Annotated in this window: 16 protein-coding genes; 13 read left to right on the top strand and 3 right to left on the bottom strand. The window is 51.5% G+C overall.

Translation table 11 applies throughout. From position 1 onward, the window contains the following. Positions 1 to 31: 31 nt before the first annotated feature. Positions 32 to 844, bottom strand: a complete 813-nt coding sequence (locus tag P2W70_RS27230) for a 2,3,4,5-tetrahydropyridine-2,6-dicarboxylate N-succinyltransferase (RefSeq protein WP_276484721.1) — start codon at positions 842 to 844, stop codon at positions 32 to 34. 157 nt (positions 845 to 1001) lie between these two features. Between P2W70_RS27230 and P2W70_RS27225 the strand changes: the two genes are divergently transcribed. From P2W70_RS27225 to miaA, 5 genes are all read left to right on the top strand, one after another. Continuing rightward, positions 1002 to 1568: an L-threonylcarbamoyladenylate synthase gene (locus tag P2W70_RS27225; protein WP_276484720.1), complete on the top strand. Its 567-nt coding sequence runs from the start codon at positions 1002 to 1004 to the stop codon at positions 1566 to 1568. Between the two features lie 19 nt (positions 1569 to 1587). Next, the gene (locus tag P2W70_RS27220) at positions 1588 to 2583 is read left to right on the top strand and encodes a glycosyltransferase family 9 protein (protein WP_276484719.1); all 996 of its coding nucleotides are present in this window, start codon (positions 1588 to 1590) and stop codon (positions 2581 to 2583) included. A 54-nt stretch (positions 2584 to 2637) separates the two neighbouring features. Then, entirely contained in the window at positions 2638 to 4176 is a 1539-nt protein-coding gene (locus tag P2W70_RS27215) for a CCA tRNA nucleotidyltransferase (protein WP_276484718.1), read from the top strand. Between the two features lie 146 nt (positions 4177 to 4322). Continuing rightward, positions 4323 to 4898, top strand: a complete 576-nt coding sequence (locus P2W70_RS27210) for an IS1096 element passenger TnpR family protein (RefSeq protein WP_276484717.1) — start codon at positions 4323 to 4325, stop codon at positions 4896 to 4898. 77 nt (positions 4899 to 4975) lie between these two features. Then, a complete protein-coding gene (gene miaA, locus P2W70_RS27205) occupies positions 4976 to 5887 on the top strand; it encodes a tRNA (adenosine(37)-N6)-dimethylallyltransferase MiaA (protein WP_276484716.1) in 912 nt (303 codons plus the stop codon). 304 nt (positions 5888 to 6191) lie between these two features. Here the strand turns inward: miaA and P2W70_RS27200 are convergent, their stop codons facing one another. Both P2W70_RS27200 and P2W70_RS27195 read right to left on the bottom strand, forming a co-directional pair. Further along, positions 6192 to 7766 (bottom strand): OmpP1/FadL family transporter, encoded by a 1575-nt coding sequence (locus tag P2W70_RS27200; RefSeq protein WP_276484715.1) that lies wholly within the window; start codon positions 7764 to 7766, stop codon positions 6192 to 6194. 100 nt (positions 7767 to 7866) lie between these two features. Next, a complete protein-coding gene (locus P2W70_RS27195; RefSeq protein WP_276484714.1) occupies positions 7867 to 8754 on the bottom strand; it encodes a hypothetical protein in 888 nt (295 codons plus the stop codon). Positions 8755 to 8969: 215 nt separating this feature from the next. Between P2W70_RS27195 and proS the strand changes: the two genes are divergently transcribed. From proS to P2W70_RS27155, 8 genes are all read left to right on the top strand, one after another. Continuing rightward, entirely contained in the window at positions 8970 to 10448 is a 1479-nt protein-coding gene (gene proS, locus P2W70_RS27190; protein ID WP_276485390.1) for a proline--tRNA ligase, read from the top strand. A 175-nt stretch (positions 10449 to 10623) separates the two neighbouring features. Further along, positions 10624 to 11730: a Re/Si-specific NAD(P)(+) transhydrogenase subunit alpha gene (locus P2W70_RS27185; RefSeq protein ID WP_276484713.1), complete on the top strand. Its 1107-nt coding sequence runs from the start codon at positions 10624 to 10626 to the stop codon at positions 11728 to 11730. 58 nt (positions 11731 to 11788) lie between these two features. Continuing rightward, the gene (locus P2W70_RS27180) at positions 11789 to 12100 is read left to right on the top strand and encodes an NAD(P) transhydrogenase subunit alpha part 2 (protein WP_276484712.1); all 312 of its coding nucleotides are present in this window, start codon (positions 11789 to 11791) and stop codon (positions 12098 to 12100) included. Positions 12101 to 12153: 53 nt separating this feature from the next. Then, positions 12154 to 13677 carry an NAD(P)(+) transhydrogenase (Re/Si-specific) subunit beta gene (locus P2W70_RS27175; RefSeq protein WP_276484711.1) on the top strand — a complete coding sequence of 508 codons (1524 nt, stop codon included), beginning with the start codon at positions 12154 to 12156 and terminating at the stop codon, positions 13675 to 13677. A gap of 28 nt (positions 13678 to 13705) precedes the next feature. Continuing rightward, the gene (locus P2W70_RS27170) at positions 13706 to 14230 is read left to right on the top strand and encodes a hypothetical protein (RefSeq protein WP_276484710.1); all 525 of its coding nucleotides are present in this window, start codon (positions 13706 to 13708) and stop codon (positions 14228 to 14230) included. Positions 14231 to 14240: 10 nt separating this feature from the next. Beyond that, positions 14241 to 14756: a hypothetical protein gene (locus P2W70_RS27165; protein ID WP_276484709.1), complete on the top strand. Its 516-nt coding sequence runs from the start codon at positions 14241 to 14243 to the stop codon at positions 14754 to 14756. A gap of 1 nt (position 14757) precedes the next feature. Beyond that, complete coding sequence (locus P2W70_RS27160; RefSeq protein ID WP_276484708.1) at positions 14758 to 15318, top strand: hypothetical protein; 561 nt, start codon at positions 14758 to 14760, stop codon at positions 15316 to 15318. A 99-nt stretch (positions 15319 to 15417) separates the two neighbouring features. Then, positions 15418 to 16842, top strand: coding sequence for a methyltransferase RsmF C-terminal domain-like protein (locus P2W70_RS27155; RefSeq protein WP_276484707.1), 1425 nt, complete (start codon positions 15418 to 15420; stop codon positions 16840 to 16842). Positions 16843 to 16866: the final 24 nt, after the last annotated feature.

The raw sequence follows: 16866 nt of genomic DNA, 5'->3' as shown, positions 1-16866 counted from the left end.
CTTATGGGGGGTAAATCAGAAAAAAGAAAAACTAAACGCTCACGTTGAAATCACGCAGTGCGTCATTCAGGCTGGTCTTCAGATCGGTGCTGGCTTTACGCTGACCGATGATCAGGGCACAACCCACCTGGTAGTCGCCTGCCGGGAATTTCTTGGTATAAGAACCGGGTATCACCACACTACGGGCTGGTACACGACCTTTGTATTCTACCGGCTCGGGACCGCTTACGTCGATGATCTTCGTGCTCTTGGTCAGCACCACATTGGCGCCCAGTACCGCTTCTTTTTCCACGATCACTCCTTCCACCACGATACAACGGCTACCGATGAAGCAACCATCTTCGATGATCACGGGAGACGCCTGCAGGGGTTCCAGCACACCACCGATACCTACACCGCCGCTTAGGTGCACACCCTTGCCGATCTGTGCACAGCTACCTACGGTAGCCCAGGTATCCACCATAGTGCCTTCGTCCACATAAGCGCCTATGTTTACATAAGAGGGCATCAATACCACGTTGCGGGCAATGAAAGCGCCATGACGGGCAATGGCATGCGGTACCGCACGTACGCCCAGATCCTTGTAATTGCTTTTCAGCAACATCTTATCGTAAAACTCAAACGGACCTACCGTCCAGGTTTGCATTTGTTGAATACCGAAATATAGCAGGATCGCCTGTTTTACCCACTCGTTCACCGTCCAGCCATCGGGGCCGGGCTGTGCCACACGCAACAAACCTTTATCCACCTCTGCGATCACCGATCTTACGGCGTCGCTGTATTTATTTTCCTTTAAAAGCTCCCGGTTGGCCCAGGCCTCATTGATCAGTTGTTTTAATTCCATTATCCCTATTTTTTGCAAACTTAACAAATTGTTCGCCTTTAAAGTGCGGCTGTGGGAAACAGCCAGCAGGTGCCCGGCAATCGTGGCCCAACCTGCCAGGATAAAAAAGAACGCAACCGGATCGTCGATTCAGGTGGTTAGCAACTACATTTGCAGCATGGATTTTAATACCGATGTGGAAAATAGCCTGTCCGTATTACAGGCAGGCGGGTTGATCCTGTATCCCACCGATACCATCTGGGGTATTGGTTGCGATGCCACCAATCCCGAGGCAGTACGAAAGATCTATGAGCTGAAGAAGCGACCCGAAACGAAGAGTATGATCGTACTGCTGGCCGATGAGCGCGACCTGCTGCAATATGTCGCCAATCCCGATCTCGCCGTATTCGACTACCTCGATAGCGTCACCAGGCCCACCACGGTCATTTATGAACATGCCCTTGGACTGGCCGATAACCTCGTCAATGAAGATGGCTCCATCGCAATCCGAATCGTACAGGAAACTTACTGCAAACACCTGATCAAAAGGTTCCGCAAGCCCATCGTGTCCACCTCCGCCAATATCAGCGGAGAACCCTCACCCCGTACCTATGGCGAAGTACCGGCGGTGATCAAAGACCAGGTAGATTACATCGTTCACTACCGCCGCGATGACACCACCATTGCTGCGCCCTCCTCCATCGTTCGGTGGGAGCGTGGACAGGTATCAGTCATCAGGCCCTAATATAAAACAGTCCGTCAACGTGCAATTCCTCATCATACAAACCGCTTTCATAGGTGATGTCGTGCTGGCTACCGGCATCCTCGAAAAAATACACCGGCAATACCCCGATGCGCAGATCGATTTCATGCTGCGCAAAGGCAATGAAGGACTGTTGAAAGACCATCCCTTTATCCGGAAGGTATTGGTTTGGCACAAGAGCGGGGCGCAGAAATACAAGAGCCTGCTGGCCCTCCTCAAAGAAGTACGCGCACAACGCTACGACAAGATCATCAACGTACAGCGTTTCGCCGCGACGGGCTTGCTGACGGCATTTTCCGGCGCCCGCGAAACCATTGGCTTCGATAAAAATCCTTTTAGCCGTTTCTTCACGTCCCGCATCAAACACGTCATCAGCGATGGACAGCATACCCTGCATGAGATCGAACGGAATGACGAACTGATCAAGGCCTTTACCACAGGCGCCCCGGAAAAACCGCGGCTCTATCCCTCTGCATCCGATGCCGAAAAAGTAAAACCCTACCAGGATAAACCCTATATCACCATATCACCTGCCTCCGTGTGGTTTACCAAACAGTACCCCACCGAAAAGTGGATAAAATTTCTACAGGCATTCGACAAGCCTTTTGCCGTGTACCTGCTGGGTGGGCCGGGTGATGCCGCCCTGGGCGATGCCATTCAGCAGCAGGTACCGCAGCACACGATCGTCAACCTGTGCGGAAAGCTCAACTTCCTGCAGTCTACGGCACTCATGACAAAGGCAGTAATGAATTACGTCAACGATTCGGCGCCCATGCATTTCGCTTCTTCCGTCAACGCACCCGTTACTGCCATCTATTGCTCTACCTTGCCCTCCTTCGGTTTCGGACCACTGTCGGATAAACGTTTTGTGGTGGAGATAGAAGAGCCCTTGCCCTGCCGTCCCTGCGGCCTGCATGGACGAAAAGCCTGTCCCCTCGGCCATTTCAAATGCGCGCACCATATCAAAGAGGGCCAGTTGCTGGCCAGTCTGCCATAAAAAGCAGCGTTCTTCAATAGAAACTATTTTCAGCATCTTGCTTACATTTGCCGAATGGATATCCGGTGTACCGAAAAGGAATTGTTTGTGTTTAATAAGATTGCGCACGCCGCTACCGACCTGGGCATAGAGGCCTGGATCATCGGTGGTTTTGTGCGCGATAAGATCATCGGGCGTACTACCAAAGATGCAGACATCGTCTGCGTGGGCGATGGTATCGAACTGGCCCACCGGGTGGCCGATCGGTTCAACCCACGTCCGCATGTAGCCTTCTTTAAAACATACGGCACTGCACAGATCAAGCTGAAAGATTTTTATAAGAAAGATGAAGAAGCGAACGATGCAGAGAGTTCCCTGCCAGATGCGGTAGAGACGACGCAGGTGGAGGAGCCCCCTGTTGAGAACATGCCGGCCGTTAAGGAAGAAGGTGCATTTGAGATCGAGTTCGTAGGTGCCCGCAAAGAAAGTTACCGTTACCATAGCCGTAACCCCGAAGTGATGCCCGGCACCATCAAAGACGATCAGGATCGCCGCGACTTCACCATCAATGCCATGGCGATCAGTCTCAACAAAGACGATTATGGCAAGCTGATAGACCCCTTCGATGGTATGCAGGACCTGGAGAATAAACTGATCCGCACACCGCTCGATCCGCTCACTACTTTCAGCGACGATCCACTGCGCATGATGCGGGCCATCCGCTTTGCGGCGCAGTTGGGTTTTACCATACACCCGCCCGTTTTCCAGGCGATCAAAGACAATGCAGAACGCATTCGCATCATCACCCAGGAAAGGATCACCGACGAGCTGAACAAGATCATGCTCAGTCCCAAACCTTCCGTAGGGCTCGACCTGCTATACCAAAGCGGATTGCTGCACATCGTGTTACCGCAGATGGTAGACCTTGCCGGCGCGGAATATGTCGACGGAATGGGGCACAAGGACAATTTTTACCACACCCTGCAAGTCATCGATAACATCAGCCGCCATACCAATGACCTGTGGCTGCGCTGGGCAGCATTATTGCATGATATCGGCAAGCCACCCACCAAGAAGTTTGAGCCGGGACATGGCTGGACCTTCCACGGGCATGAAGTAGTCGGTGGCCGCATGGTGCCCCGTATATTTCAAAAACTCAAGCTGCCGCAGCATGAAAAGATGCGGTTTGTGCGCAAGCTGGTAGAACTGCACCTGCGCCCCATCAGCCTCACCAAAGAAGACATCACCGATTCGGCCATTCGCCGGCTGCTGTTCGATGCGGGCGACGATATCGATGCACTCATGTTGCTGTGCAGCGCCGATATCACGTCCAAGAATAAGCAAAAGGTGAAACGCTTTCTCGAAAACTTCGAATTGGTGAAAGAAAGGTTACGGGAAGTGGAGGAAAAGGACCGTATCCGCAACTGGCAGCCACCCATCACCGGCGAAATGGTCATGGAAATATTTGGCCTTTCGCCCTGTAAGCAGGTGGGCGATATCAAGAATGCGATCCGTGAAGCCATCCTCGATGGAAAGATCGACAACAATTACGATGCTGCCTACGATTTTATGATGGAAACGGCAGCAGGCATGGGGTTGAAGCCCGTCGTATAATTACCATGCCCGATTTGACTGGCTGGTATGATAGTTGTGCGAAAAAAAGAGTTTAGTGGAATTATATTATTTTTGGAGCAAATAGGAGCTGTTGGCAGTCTTCCCTTGACTGATCCGAAGCCAAAAACCAGAAACATAACTTTACTATGGCTGTACTGAAATTCAGGATATATTTTGAAGAAGACGATAGCATCTATCGGGATGTAGCAGTAAAACACACCCAAACGTTTTTACAGCTGCACCAGATTATCCTAAAAGCCTACGAGTTCGACAGTAAACACCAGGCTACCTTCTTCCGCAGCAACGACAACTGGCAGCGCGGCAGAGAGATCTCCCTGGCCAAATACGACAAGACCTACAAGGTGGCGCCACTCCTCATGGAGGAAACGACCATCGGTTCAGAGATCCGTGATCCCAACCAAAAGTTTATCTATAATTACGATTTCGTCAAAGGCTGGAGCTTCCTCGTTGAGTTGATCAACGTATCCAAAGAAGAAAATGCCAAGATTGATTACCCGGCACTCGTAAAATCGGAAGGCATTGCACCTTCGCAATACGGCACCAAGGGGCTGGTAGGCGATAAGCTCACCGAGGTAGAAGAGAAATACGACCTCAAAGCCGGCGCAGAAGGGTACGGTACCGAAGGTGATGGCGACGACGATGATGGCATGGGCCTGGGTGAAGAAGCCGAAGACGAAGGCGGCAAAGAAGAAGATATCTAAAGTAAATACCGCAGTAGTGGCAGGAGGTGATGTCCAGTAAGCGGAAATCACCTCTTTTTTTTGTCCAATTCCAATTCATGCAGCCAGTTTGTATAGTCATAGTGGGTCCTACCGCCGTCGGTAAAACAGCCCTCGCCATACGTGTGGCGCAGCAGTTCGGTACATCGATCATATCAGCCGATTCCAGGCAGTGTTTCCGCGAAATGACCATCGGCGTGGCCAAGCCATCCCCCGAAGAACTGGCAGCTGTTCCCCATTATTTCATCAACTCCCATTCTATTCATGAGGACGTGAATGCAGCCGTATTTGAACAATATGCGCTGCAGGCCGTTAAAAAAATAACCAGCACCCATCCGGTGGTGGTGATGACGGGTGGCACGGGATTATATGTAAAAGCATTTTGTGAGGGCCTGGACGATATACCCGCCGTGTTGCCCACAGTACGGGAGGAGATAGCCCAGCAGTACGAATTGGACGGAATAAGCTGGTTGCAGCAACAGGTGGCGGCAGAAGATCCGCTCTACTACAGTACCGGTGAGATCCATAACCCCCAGCGGCTCATACGGGCCCTGGAAGTGAAAAGAAGTACCGGGCAGTCGATTCGCCATTTCCAGCAGGGTAAAAAGGCCGCGCGTGACTTCCGGATTGTTAAAATTGGGCTCGAATTGCCCCGTCCCGAATTGTACCGCAACATCAACCAGCGGGTCGAAAACATGGTGCAGGCGGGGCAGGTAGAAGAAGCGCGATCGTTGTTGCCCTGGCGCTCCCTGAATGCGCTTCAAACCGTGGGATACAATGAGTTGTTTGATTATTTCGAGGGTGCCGGCACACTGGCAACAGCCGTAGAAGCGATCAAAACCAATACCCGGCATTATGCCAAACGGCAGCTGACCTGGTTCCGGAAAGACCCTGCAATCCAATGGTTTTCACCCGAAAATGCGGTAGACGTATTACAATATGCACAGGCGTCGACGCAGGAGGGTAATTGAGAAGTTGCGTCAATAGCTGGATTATTGCCCCTGGTAAGGTGTAACACCTACGAAAAGGTAAATTTTGTTAATATTATGACGTTAAGTCTATTTGGATGCTAAATTATTCTAATAAGATATCCGACTTTTGTAATGCCAAACAACCAGCCGGGTGGAGTCCCGGCTAATCCGTAGAGATCCCCTATGAGGGCTTTTAAAGTGAAGGGTTAAGGTTTTAAAAGAACCTTGAAAACAAACCCCGCCTTTTCAGGCGGGGTTTTATAATTTATACCAGTAATAGAATGTGCAGTAATAGCGAGGGGAATTACAGCTTGATACCGAAGGTCAGCATCACATTGCTGGTCTGGTCTTTAATAGAAGCGTAGGTATTCGCACGGGGCGCATCCACCCGATAGGGGAAATCGGAATCTTTGCCCAGGGCACGAACATAAGTAAGATCGATCCAGAAGCCATGGTCACGGTAGCCAAGACCACCACTCACATTCATACGGTTTGCTTTCAGCTCACTGTCTTTATACGGATTGGTGTAGTAGCTAAATCCACCGCGCGCCATGATGGTATTGAACTTGAGCTCACCACCTATCCTGAAATTGAGTGCGCCTTTGTACAGTTGTTTCACGGCATCGCTTACCTGCTTGTAATACTCGCCTTCACCATTGTCCTCCGCTTCTTTGAACTTTGAACTACCATAAGTGACATATTCAATATCAGCCGTGATAAAGCCCTTCTGACGGCTCACATCAGCCACCTCATTCAGTGCATAAGAACCACTCAGAATAAACTTCCAGGGAGATACCAGGTCGTACTTGAATTCGGGGTCGCGGTTGTTAGGCTCCAGTTGATAACTGGAGATACTGTCTACGGGCCAGTTGGGGTCGAAAGAAGTTTCCAGGTCAGTCACCATCTTACTGGTGGTCTTTTCCTTCAGCGCATACAGGCTGGGCGTATGAATGGCCAGGCCAAGGCGCAATCTTTCCACCGGTTTGAAGATCAGACCCAGTTTGGCATTGAAGCCTACCCCTTTGTTGGTATATTCTTCTTCATAGCGCGAATACGAGAAGTCATTCAGCGCAGCCGTAGGATCCGATTCGGTATAGGTAGTATGACGTACATAATTCACAATGGGAATACCGATGCCAAGGCCCAGAAACAGCTTATCGTCCATATTGGAAGCAAAGCCCAGGGCAATCTCCGTAATGCCCCCTTTTGTATTGACGGTTTTTTCCTGGTTTACGATGCCCAGGTCTTCCGCCCGCGAGAACACGGTGCCGGTCGTGGTATCGATATCGAGCAGGTAAGTATACAGGCCCATCCGCGTCTTCACCGATAAAGCAGGATCGTACACGGCGTCAGCGACGATTTGCTTGTCGGAGCGGCCAGGGTATTGATCTCTTATACGGGAATAGTAGCTGAACAATTCATTGGCCAGGGGCTCGGAGAAAGAGCTATAATCATTGGTGCCTTTGTAATAGGTGCTGCCGGCAAAATTGGCGACCCTGTTTACGCCAAAACTGAATGCCTTGCTGCTCCAGCGGCTACCAGGGTCGTTGTAGCCAAACACAAAACCCGATGCGCCCAGGTTGAAGCGGGTCAGGTTGTCCGACTTCGCATCAGTGCCCCGGAAACTGCCCTTGGCGCTCGCCAGCGTAAGGCCGGGACTCAATACCAGCTCGCTTGTTTTGTAAAAGCCAAGGCCCGCTGGGTTCACCCACAGGTTCGTGATCTCACCACCCAAAGCACCCATCGCACCACCAACGGCCATGCTGCGGGCCGTGCCGGAAGGTACATTCCAACTCATACGCAAGGCATCTTCCGGCAGCTGAGCTATAGCTTGCTGACCTGCCAGTAATGTTGCAATCAGGTAAATCTTCTTATTCATGTGTTACAATTCAAGTTGATCGGGGAAGTATAAAAAAAAGAGGAATCAAAATTCAAGACATCTTAAATCCTGTTTCCTCTCGTAGTCATTTTTTCAGGTATTAACGGCCACCACGTGCTGGTCTGCCACCGCCACCACCACCAGCGCCGCCGCTGCTGCCGCCACTGCTACCACCCGAAGAGCCACCAGAATTGGAAGGCGCAGGCGTATAGCTGCGGGTTGAGTTATTGCTTTCGCTGGGGGTATAGGTACGTACCGGGCGATCATTGCTGGAGCCTGGTTTGTAATAAGTATTGCGTTGACGGCCACCACCGCTGTTGCTTTCTCCGTTGGAGAATACTTTGCGGATGCTGTTGCCCAAGCTCTGGTTGGTAGAGCGGGTATTGCCGTTGTTGTAATTGCCGCTGCGCAGGTAATTCGCTTTGGAAGTGACACTCAGCGGACGATTACCATTGTTGTAGGCATTGTTGGTATAACGGCTGAGGTTGAATTCGCGTACTTTGTTATACACCGGTACATTCCCCTTGGGATTCACGATGATGATACCGGGGCTGTAGGGGTTGTACCAACTGTTCCAGCTATAGTAGTTGCTGAAGTAGCGATTGAAATTGTTGTAGTAAAACGGATTGTAGCCAAAACCTACACCCAGGTTACTGCCATAACCAAAGTTGTTATAACCCCAGGGCATGTAGCGGTAATCATTCCAATCGTAATCATCGAAAGCACTCCAGCGGTAGCGATCACGCACCCGCATCCGCAGCCAGTAGTCATCATAACCATACGAGTTATCGTAGTAGTCGTTGCTCCGGCTGTTGTTGCGGTAACCATCGCGTGGGCGGTCCGTCTCTACATAAGCTGCACCACCGCCGCCGCGGGCAGGCGAATAATACACATCATCCGGCGTATCCGTCCGATCGCCAGTCCGGTACACCGAACAACTGGTGAAGGCTGTTACTGCAAAGGCAGTTATAAGTAGAAGTCGGGACATGATGAAAGTGATTTTAATGATTTACGATGTGAAGTGCTACTTTTGCGTTCTTTCGGAATAAAATTACTAAAAAATGGCGGCCGGTGCCATTAAAATATACTGCGGGATTGTTAAAGTTGACCGTGAAAATCAGCGATAAAGCGGCTTTCACGACCGACCAACAGCAACTCCCGACCGACCGGGCAAAAAACCGCCAGGACCATAACATCGACAACATGAGCAAAGAGATCACCAGCAGAAGTGCCGACTATTCCCAATGGTACAATGACCTCGTCATCAAGGGCGGATTGGCCGATTATTCGGCAGTTCGCGGTTGTATGGTAATAAAACCATATGGATACACCCTGTGGGAAAATATGCGCGACGCCCTCGACAAAATGTTCAAGGACACCGGTCACGTCAATGCCTACTTCCCACTATTTGTACCGAAAAGTCTCTTTGAAGCCGAAGAAAAGAATGCGGAAGGTTTTGCCAAAGAGTGCGCTATTGTCACCCACTATCGCCTCAAAGCCGATCCCAATAAAAAAGGCGCCCTGATGGTCGATCCGGAAGCCAAACTGGAAGAAGAACTCATCGTTCGCCCTACCAGCGAAGCCATCATCTGGAATACCTATAAGAACTGGATCCAATCCTACCGCGACCTGCCTATCCTCATCAACCAGTGGGCCAATGTAGTGCGTTGGGAAATGCGTACCCGCCTGTTCCTCCGTACGGCCGAATTCCTCTGGCAGGAAGGGCATACCGCCCATGCTACGTCGCAGGAGGCCATTGCAGAAGCAGAACAAATGCTGCATGTGTATGCCGACTTCGTCGAAAACTGGATGGCTTTGCCCGTCGTAAAAGGCATCAAATCCGAAAGCGAGCGTTTTGCCGGTGCGGTGGAAACCTATTGCATCGAAGCGCTCATGCAGGATGGTAAAGCCCTGCAGGCAGGTACTTCACACTTCCTCGGACAGAACTTCGCCAAAGCCTTCGACGTAAAGTTTTCCGATAGCCAGAATAAACTGGAATATGTATGGGCGACCAGCTGGGGCGTTAGCACCCGTCTGATCGGTGCCCTCGTCATGGCGCACAGCGACGACGAAGGACTCATCCTGCCGCCTAAGATCGCCCCCTTCCAGGTAGTGATCGTGCCTATTTACAAGGGCGAAGAAAGCAAAGCCGCCATCGACGCGAAAGCGACTGCCCTGATGGCCGAACTGAAAGCCGCTGGTGTCCGCGTGAAATACGACAACAACGACCACACGCGTCCGGGTTGGAAATTCGCCGAGCACGAAATGAAAGGCGTGCCCGTTCGCGTGGCCCTCGGCGCCCGCGACCTCGAGAACAATGTGGTAGAGCTGGCCCGTCGCGATACCCGCGAAAAGAAAACCGTATCCCTCGATGGATTGGGTAACCACATCGTCAACCTGCTCACCGAGATCCAGCAGGCCATCTTCGAGAAGGCGCTCAAATTCCGTAACGACAACATCACGAAAGTGAACAGTTGGGAAGAGTTTCAGCAAGTGCTCAACGACAAGGGAGGTTTCATTTCCGCCCATTGGGATGGCACCGCCGAAACCGAAGAGAAGATCAAGGATGCTACCAAAGCGACCATACGCTGTATCCCCCTCGAAGGCGACAAGGAAGAAGGCGTGTGCGTGTTCAGCGGTAAGCCGAGCAAGCAACGTGTGTTCTTCGCACAGGCGTATTAAGAATCGTATAAGAAATAATTGACCGGTATCGGTCAATAAATGAATACACTGGTTCATGGAAACCCCGATGGGGCCCATGGACCAGTTTTAGTTTGCGGTAAACAATAAAATAGACAGTACTGGATTCCCCAACCGAACCCAAATATTCCTTACCTTGAAAGAACAAACAATGGGTATGACGATCGGAATTTTAAAAGAATCATCAGCCGAAACACGCGTATCCCTGCTGCCCGAAGCGGTAGCCACGCTCACCAAAAAAGGCATTACAGTTTGGGTAGAGCAGGGGGCAGGGGAAAAAGCCTGGAGCAACGATCACGAGTATACCAAAGCAGGGGCCGATATCAAATCGCGCCAGGAGGTATTGAATGCTTCCGATATCCTGCTCTCCATTCACCAGGTGCCCGAAACGGAAACACTCTCCAACAAGATACTACTGGGCGTTTACCAGCCACTCTTTCATCCCGGCCTCATGCAGGATTGGGCCCGGCAGCAGCTTACGACCTTCAGTCTCGATATGTTGCCGCGTACCACCCGCGCACAAAGTATGGACGTACTGAGCTCGCAGGCCAATATTGCCGGTTACAAGGCCGTATTGCTGGCTGCCAACAATTATGGGCGTTACTTCCCCATGTTCATGACAGCAGCCGGAAGTATCGCGCCCGCCAAGATACTCATACTTGGTGCCGGTGTAGCTGGCCTGCAGGCCATTGCCACTGCCCGCCGCCTCGGTGCGGTGGTAGAGGTATTCGATACCCGCCCCGCCGTGAAAGAAGAGGTCATGAGCCTTGGGGCGAAGTTTGTAGAAGTGGAGGGCGCCGCCGATGCTTCCAAAGCCGGCGGCTACGCCGTTGAACAAACAGACGAGTACAAGCAAAAACAACAACAGAAGATCGCAGAAAGTGCGGCCAAAGCAGATATCATCGTGACCACGGCACAGATACCCGGCAAAAAAGCGCCGATCCTGTTATCGGAAGAGATGATACAGGCGATGCGCAATGGTTCGGTGATCATCGACCTGGCCGCGGCCACGGGTGGCAATACGCCGTTTACAAAGAACAATGAAACGGTCACGGTGAATGGCGTACGCATCATCGGCGACAGCAACCTGCCCGCCAGCATGCCGGCAGATGCCAGTAAGCTGTATGGTAAAAACGTGCTCAATTTCCTGCAACTGATCATCAACAAAGAAGGAGGCATTCACCTGAATTGGGAAGATGACCTCGTGAAGGGATCCTGCATCACCCATGGTGGCGCGGTGGTACACGAGCGGTTGAAGGGATAGGAGAAGAACACCAGGAATCGCAATCGTTCAACATATCAAATTCTCAAAAGAAGCATATATGGAAGCAGCATTGAAGTGGCTATCCGACAACCAGCAGATCATCTATATCGTGATCCTGATGATCTTTGTAGGTATTGAAGTGATCGGCCGGGTGCCCAGTGTATTGCATACACCGCTCATGAGTGGTGCCAATGCCATACACGGCGTCGTCATCATCGGCGCGATCATCGTGATGGGCAAGGCCGAAGGCGACAATTACCCGGCCCTCATCCTGGGTTTCCTGGCCGTGGTGCTGGGCACCCTCAACGTCGTCGGCGGGTTCGTCGTCACCGACCGGATGCTGGAAATGTTCAAGTCGAAGAAAAAGTAATGTAGGCGCCGCTGGCCGGCGTGTATTCACGGGCATTAACGAATTAAGCAGCTATGGAATTCAGTATACTCACGCTCATCTACCTCATCGGATCGGTTACGTTTATCATCGGCCTCAAAATGCTGTCGAACCCGGCCAGCGCCCGCAAAGGCAACTGGCTGGCCGCCGCCGGTATGACGCTCGCCATCTTTGGCACCATCTTCCTGTACCGGGATGACGAATCCGGCGAGAAGCTTCATAACTACGGTTGGATCTTTGGTGGACTGTTGATCGGCGCGGTCGTCGGCATGCTGGCCGCCAAAAAAGTGAAGATGACCGCCATGCCCGAAATGGTGAGTCTTTTCAACGGCATGGGTGGCGCTTGTGCGGCGCTCATATCGCTCATCGAATTCAACCACTATGCCCACGAAGGCTTCAAGAATTCCATCACCGAGGCCTACGAAGCCGGAGAGCAGATCGACAATGCCGTACTGGAGCTGGGGGTGCAAACCGGTGTACTGATCACCATCTTTGCCGGGCTCATCATCGGCTCTGTGTCCTTTGCCGGCAGCATGATCGCCTGGGGCAAACTCAATGGCAAGATCAAAGACTACGCTTTCAAAGGACAACACATCGTGAACCAGATCATGCTGGCAGCCATCCTTGGTCTGTCGGTTTTTGTGATCTACAAGATCAAGATGGCCGTAGGGTCTACCGACGATGCCCCCGATCTTCCACTCGATACCGCGTACATTACCGCACTATTCTATACCGTACTCGGACTATCACTGGTCTACGGCATCATGTTCGTGATGCCCATCGGCGGTGCGGATATGCCGGTGGTGATCTCTTTGCTCAACTCGTTTACCGGGGTGGCCGCTGCCTGCGGCGGTTTCCTGTATGATAATAAAGTAATGCTCACTGGCGGTATCCTGGTAGGAGCTGCAGGTACCTTGCTCACGATCCTGATGTGTAAGGCCATGAACCGTTCGCTACTCAATGTATTGATCGGTTCCTTTGGTGGTGGCAACACTGGTGGCGGTGGAGGTGGCTCCAAAGAGCAGGGCGCGTACAAAGAAATTTCCCTCAGCGATACAGCGGTGATCATGACCTATGCGCACAAAGTGATGATCGTGCCGGGTTATGGACTGGCGGTGGCACAGGCACAGCATGCCTGCCACGAGTTGGAAAAATTATTGGAGAGCAAAGGGGTGGAAGTGAAGTATGCGATCCATCCGGTGGCGGGCCGTATGCCGGGGCATATGAACGTATTGCTGGCGGAGGCGGATGTAAGTTATGAGAAGCTGCAGGAGATGGAGCAGGCCAATGAAGAGTTCCCCACTACGGATGTCGTGCTTGTATTGGGCGCCAACGACGTAGTGAACCCAGCTGCTAAAACGGACCCGGCTTCGCCCATCTATGGCATGCCGATCCTCGATGTGGAGCTGGCCAAAAATGTGATCGTCAACAAGCGCAGTATGAAACCCGGTTATGCCGGTATTGAAAATGATCTCTTCTTCCAGCCCAAGACCTCGATGCTGTTTGGCGATGCCAAAAAAGTATTGCAGGACCTGATCGCCGAGATCAAGAATTTGTAAGCATACTATAGCTGATTATTATCCCGACTTGAAACGAAAACCTTATACTACACCCGTGTGGTGGCTGTCGATCATCTTGTTCCTGAAATCGGCCTTGACGGCCGTTGTGATAGTAGCGTTCTGGCAAATGAGTCGTACGGATAGATTGAATACCGGAGCTAGTCAGCAATTGATCAGGGCACAATGGATATCGTTAGGCGGGTACTTCATCATATTATTCTCTGAAGTGATCATTTATTGGAGGCTTCGTTATTACCAATTGAACCGAAGACTGATATGGGGGCATCTCACCGGATGGATCATTGCTATTATTGGTATGCCCCTGTTGTATGCGATCGCGACAATTTGGGTATCAAGTCAGTTTCCAGCTGAAAAAGTGCAGAGCGGTTTAGCCACATTGACATCAATACAGGTAGGAGTCATGTGGGGCGTACTCATCATCGGCCACCTCTGCTTCGTTCTGGTGCTGGTAGACGCGTACAAAAAGAAAAACCATCCCGAGCAAAACACAGATGATGATGCCGAGAACTTCCTGAACGACTACAACGCCTAAAAACGTCCCCTTGTCCAAGACGAAACAATTTACCGCCCCCATCTACCTGTTGGTGCCGTTGATATTGGTGCAGGCATTTGCCATCTATTTCTTTGTAACAATGGCTTCAACCAGTCTCGCCAGTGAGAGAGCGTATGAGCAGGAACATGCGGCCGAACTTGATCGATACCCAGGGCCACAGACCAGTCATCGTTTTGTACGGGGAGCTGTCTGGGCAGGCATTACGGTGGTGGTGCTGATTGCCGAAAGCATACTGCTTTGGCGTCTCCGAAAGAAACGATACAACCGCTTCCTGGCCGCAGGGTACATCCTTCCACTTGCTTTCGTACTCGTATTTTTACCCATCGTGGCGATACGCATGAACATATTATTTGATTGGCTCGTACCCAATCCTTTATTATATTGGACCGGCATCGGCATCGCCCATGTGTTTTTAATGGTTATGATCTGTCAGGCGCAACGAAAGAAGCGTCCTACAACAATCGATCCCGCCAACATACTGGACGAATTTGCTGAGCACAGTTAACATGAACAACCAGGTAAATTCTAAAAAATCGTTCCTCGCGCCGTTTTGGTGCATGTTGCTGATCCTGCTGTTTCAGGCAACGATCGCCGTTGATTATTTGATGACCTGGTATCGTTTCTATGCTATAGAGGTCGAAGTAGATGGTGCCGCCAGCCAATATTCCGGGGAAGCCTTGCGGGCCAATTACTGGTTCAGGTTCGACCTGATCGTACTGACAGGTTTGTTGATAGAAACAATCCTCTATTACCACTGGCGGAAACGCATACTCAACAGATCCGCCGCCTTGATTCATGTAGCTTGCCTGTTTCTGAACTTTTTTGTCTGGCCAGCCCTGGGTATGCTCACCAGCGACGTGACAATGCTCCAGGAAGAAATTCCGACCAGTGAAAGAACCATAGCCATCATGGTAGAGATCGGCTTGATCACCGTAGCGCACATCGCCTTCTTTTATTTATGGCTACGCGGATTGGACAAGCCTGCAGCCAGTGCCCACAACAGCAAATCCTCCAAAGAATCCGCCGATGGCGACGGGGTAGAGGAGTTGCACGACCTCGTCGACTAAAGACTGGTCGCCCGCCCAACTCCGCGTAAACCCAATGCGCTCGCCCCACTACCACATATCCCGTTTCAAGCGTACATTTGCCCGATTAATCGTCGACAATTGATCATACCTAAAGAACTATTGGATTCGCTGGAAGGTGTGCCGGGATACGACCGCGCCAGCTTCGAAGCTGTGCACCAGTCGGGCGAGCAGGTCACCTCTATCCGGCTCAATCCACTACGACTGGCCCACCTGGATGATGACCCGCAAAAGGCGGCACAAAAGGCGTTGCAACTCATCACGGCTGAAACAGGCATCACCGCCACCCCGATTCCCTGGACCAGCCAGGGGTATTACTTGTCGGCCAGGCCTTCCTTCACCTTCGATCCTGCTTTTCACGGCGGCCTGTATTATGTACAGGAAGCCAGCAGCATGTTTGTAGAGCAGGCCGTCAAACAAACCACCGATTGTTCCAAAGATATCCGGGTACTGGACCTCTGCGCCGCTCCGGGCGGTAAGTCGACCCTGTTGCAATCACTCATCACGCCCACCAGCCTGCTGGTCAGCAACGATGTGATCAAGACCCGCGCCGCCATCCTGGAGGAAAACCTCACCAAATGGGGCGCCGCCAATACCATCGTGACCAACAACGACCCGGCACATTTTGCACGCCTCGAAAACTTCTTCGACCTGCTGGTGATCGATGCGCCCTGCAGCGGCAGTGGCCTCTTCCGCCGCGATGAAGAAGCCATCAAAGAATGGAGCGAACACAATGTGCAGCTCTGCACCCAACGGCAGCAACGTATCCTGGCCGATAGCTTTGTTTGCCTTAAAGAAGATGGTGTATTGGTGTATTCGACCTGTTCTTATTCTACGGCAGAAGATGAAGCCATCCTCGATTGGTTGATGAATGAATTTGAGGTAGAAAGTTTGCCACTCCACATCGATCCGTCCTGGGGTATCGTATCTACTACCAGTGCGCAACACCAGGCAACAGGCTATCGCTTCTTTCCCGATAAAGTGAAAGGAGAAGGATTCTTCCTCGCCTGCTTCCGCAAAAAACAAGGTAGTGGCAATACAGTGCGTGCCCCGAAAAAGGGCAAATGGCAAAAAGTTTCCAAAGCGGAAGCGGCCACGCTGCAACCCTGGCTACAGGATGATCAGTCTATACAATGTTACAAGCAGGGTGATATGATCATTGCACTGCCGGCATCGTTGGAGGAGTCGCTGCAGATCGTATCCGAGCACCTCTACCTGCGAAAAGCCGGTATAATAATTGGTAAACTGGCCGGCAACGGACTGGTACCCGATCATCCCCTGGCATTGAGTAATATACTCGCCAGCGGCACTGTTGCGATAACGTTAAAAAAGGAAACAGCCCTGCAATATTTACGCAGGGAAGAAGTTAGCGTTACGGGCGCCAAAACCGGTTGGACGCTGGTACAGTATGAAGGCATCGCCATCGGTTGGATGAAAGTATTGCCCAATCGCATCAACAATTATTATCCCTCCGGCTGGAGGATATTGAAAAGTGGAAACAATTAAAATATGCTGCATCTTTGCACGGTT

It is taken from the genome of Paraflavitalea pollutisoli (assembly GCF_029360705.1).
GTDB classification, from domain to species: domain Bacteria; phylum Bacteroidota; class Bacteroidia; order Chitinophagales; family Chitinophagaceae; genus Paraflavitalea; species Paraflavitalea pollutisoli.
The sequence above is the reverse complement of the archived record's forward strand: the minus strand, read 5'-3'. Positions and strand labels throughout refer to the sequence as shown.